Origin of the sequence: Archangium violaceum Cb vi76, from assembly GCF_000733295.1 — a bacterium.
GTDB lineage: Bacteria > Myxococcota > Myxococcia > Myxococcales > Myxococcaceae > Archangium > Archangium violaceum.
On the sequence record NZ_JPMI01000320.1, the window covers coordinates 1 to 2644 of the forward strand.

Sequence of the window (2644 nt, forward strand, 5' to 3'; positions counted from 1 at the left end):
TCCCCTGCGCTGGCTGGAGGAAGTCTCCCGCACGCGCGGCACCATCAGCGGTGGCCCCAACTTCGCCTTCGACTTGTGCGTGCGCAAAACCACAGAGGCCGAGCGCGCCTCCCTGGATTTGAGCCACTGGGAAGTCGCCTTCTGCGGTGCCGAGCCCATCCGCGCCGACACCCTGGAGCGCTTCGCCCAGGCCTTCTCCGTCAGCGGCTTCCGCCGCCAGGCCTTCTACCCCTGCTACGGCCTGGCCGAGGGCACCCTCATCGTCTCGGGCGGTGAGGTGGGTGCCCTCCCCCAGCAGCAGGCCCTGGACGTGCAGCAGCTGCGCGAGGGCCGCGCCGTAGCCGTGGAAGCGGAGACGGCTCGCAACCAGGTGCTGGTGGGCTGCGGACTGGCGCTCGCGGAGCAGGAAGTGCTCGTGGTGCACCCGGAAACCTTCTCTCCCTGCTCGCGGGGAGAGGTGGGTGAGGTGTGGGTGAAGGGGCCCAGCGTTGCCCAGGGTTACTGGCGCCGCCCCGAGGACACCCAGCGCGACTTCCTCGCCCACACTTCCGACGGCTCGGGGCCCTTCCTGCGCACCGGTGACCTGGGCTTCCTGCGCCAGGACGGCCAGCTCTTCGTCACCGGCCGTCTCAAGGACCTGCTCATCATCCGCGGGCGCAACCACCACCCCCAGGACGTGGAGCTGACGGCGGAGCAGGCCACGCCCGCGCTGCGGCCGGGGTGCGGTGCCGCCTTCTCGGTGGAGGTGGACGGCGAGGAGCAACTGGTGCTGGTGTACGAGCGCGACACGCGCCGCCAGCAGGAGGAGAGCGTCGAGTCGGTGGCCCACACGCTGCGCCAGCGCATCGCCGAGCAACACGAGTTGCGCCTGCACGCGCTCACCCTCCTCGCCCCGGGCAGCCTGCCCAAGACGTCCAGCGGCAAGATTCAGCGTCGCGCTGCTCGCGCGGCCTTCCTCGCGGGAGAGCTGCAGGAGGTAGCGGCCTGGCGTGAGCAGGCGCAGGAGGTGACGGGGGCGATGAGCGTCTCCGCCGCGCAGGCGGAGGCCACGCCCGAGACCGAGGCCCGGCCGGAATCGCCGGAAGCGCTCGAAGCCTGGCTGCGCACGCGCTTCGCTCGCCGGCTCCGCATGCAGCCCGAGCAGTTGGACGTGCACGAGCCGCTCACCCGCTACGGCGTGGACTCCCTGGCCGCGGTGGAGTTCAGCCACGAGGTGGAGAAGGGGCTGGGCCTCTCCCTTCCTATGGAGGTGGTGCTCAGTGGCCCCAGCCTCGCTCAGCTCGTCGAGCGCCTGTCCTCGCAAGCACCCCGGGCCTCCAGCTCCCTGCTCCTGCCCTCTGGGGCGAAGCACGAGGAGGACTCGCTTCCCTCCTTCGCCCAGTCGCGCCTGTGGTTCCTGGAGCAGCTCGCCCAGGGCGAAACCCATGAGCTCATTCCCGCCGCCGTGCGGCTACAGGGGCCTCTGGACACGCGCGCCCTGGAACTCGGCCTGGCCGAGGTGGTGCGTCGCCACGACTCCCTGCGCACCACCTTCCTCTCCGAAGCTGGCCAGCCCCGGCGCGTTGTCCATTCCGAGTTCCCCTCGGAGCTGCGGCACGTGGACCTGTCCTCACTGCCCGCCGACGAGCGCGACGCCGAGGTGCGGCGCCTGGCCCTCGAAGAGGCCCGGCGTCCCTTCGACCTGGCCCAGGGCCCGCTGCTGCGCACCAGCCTGCTGCGCCTGTCCGACTCCGAGCACGTCCTCGTCCTGGTGATGCACCACATCATCTCCGACGGCGGCTCCATGGGCGTGCTGTTGCGGGAAATGGCCTCCCTCTACGAGGCCTTCTCCCAGGGCCGCCCCTCGCCCCTGCCCGAGTTGCCTCTACAGTACGGCGACTACAGCCGCTGGCAGCGCCAGTGGCTCGAGGGTGACGTCCTCCAGCGGGGACTCTCCTATTGGAAGCAGCAACTCTCCGGCGCTCCCTCCGTCCTGGAGTTGCCCACCGACAAGCCCCGCCCCTCCGTGCGCAGCCAGCGCGGTGCCAGTCTGCCCGTGCGTCTCTCCCCCGAGCGCTGGGAAGCGCTCAAGGCCCTGGCTCGCGCCGAGGGCTCCACCCCCTTCATGCTGCTGCAGGCCGCCTTCCAGGTGCTCCTCTTCCGCTACTCGGGCCAGGTGGACTTCTGCCTCGGCACTCCCGTCTCCGGCCGCCCCCGCCCCGAGTTGGACGGCCTCATCGGCTTCTTCGTCAACACCCTGGTGCTTCGCGCTCGCCTCGAGGGCAACCCCTCCTTCCGCCAGTTGCTGCAACGGGTACGCGAGACGACGCTCTCCGCCTACGCCCACCAGGACATGCCCTTCGAGCGTCTCGTCGAGGAGCTGCGCCCCTCTCGTGACTTGAGCAGCACTCCCCTCTTCCAGGTGATGCTCGCCCTCCAGCCTCACCCCCTCTCCTCCGCCTCCCTCCCAGGGCTTCGCCTTCACTCCCTGGAGCTGGAGAGCCATGTCGCTCGCTTCGACCTCGAGCTCTCCCTCTTCGAATCAGCTGAGGGACTGAGTGGCACGCTCGGCTTCAGCTCCGAGCTCTTCGAGCCCTCCACCGCCTCTCGCATGGTGGGCCACCTGGACGTGTTGCTCCAGGCCATTGTCTCTCGGCCCGAAGCA

The 2644-nt window shown here is 70.2% G+C and carries 1 protein-coding gene; it reads left to right on the top strand.

Going from position 1 to position 2644, the window contains the following annotated elements; genetic code table 11:
- A partial coding sequence (locus Q664_RS43290; RefSeq protein ID WP_043410512.1) for a condensation domain-containing protein occupies window positions 1-2644 on the top strand: 2644 nt, incomplete at both ends.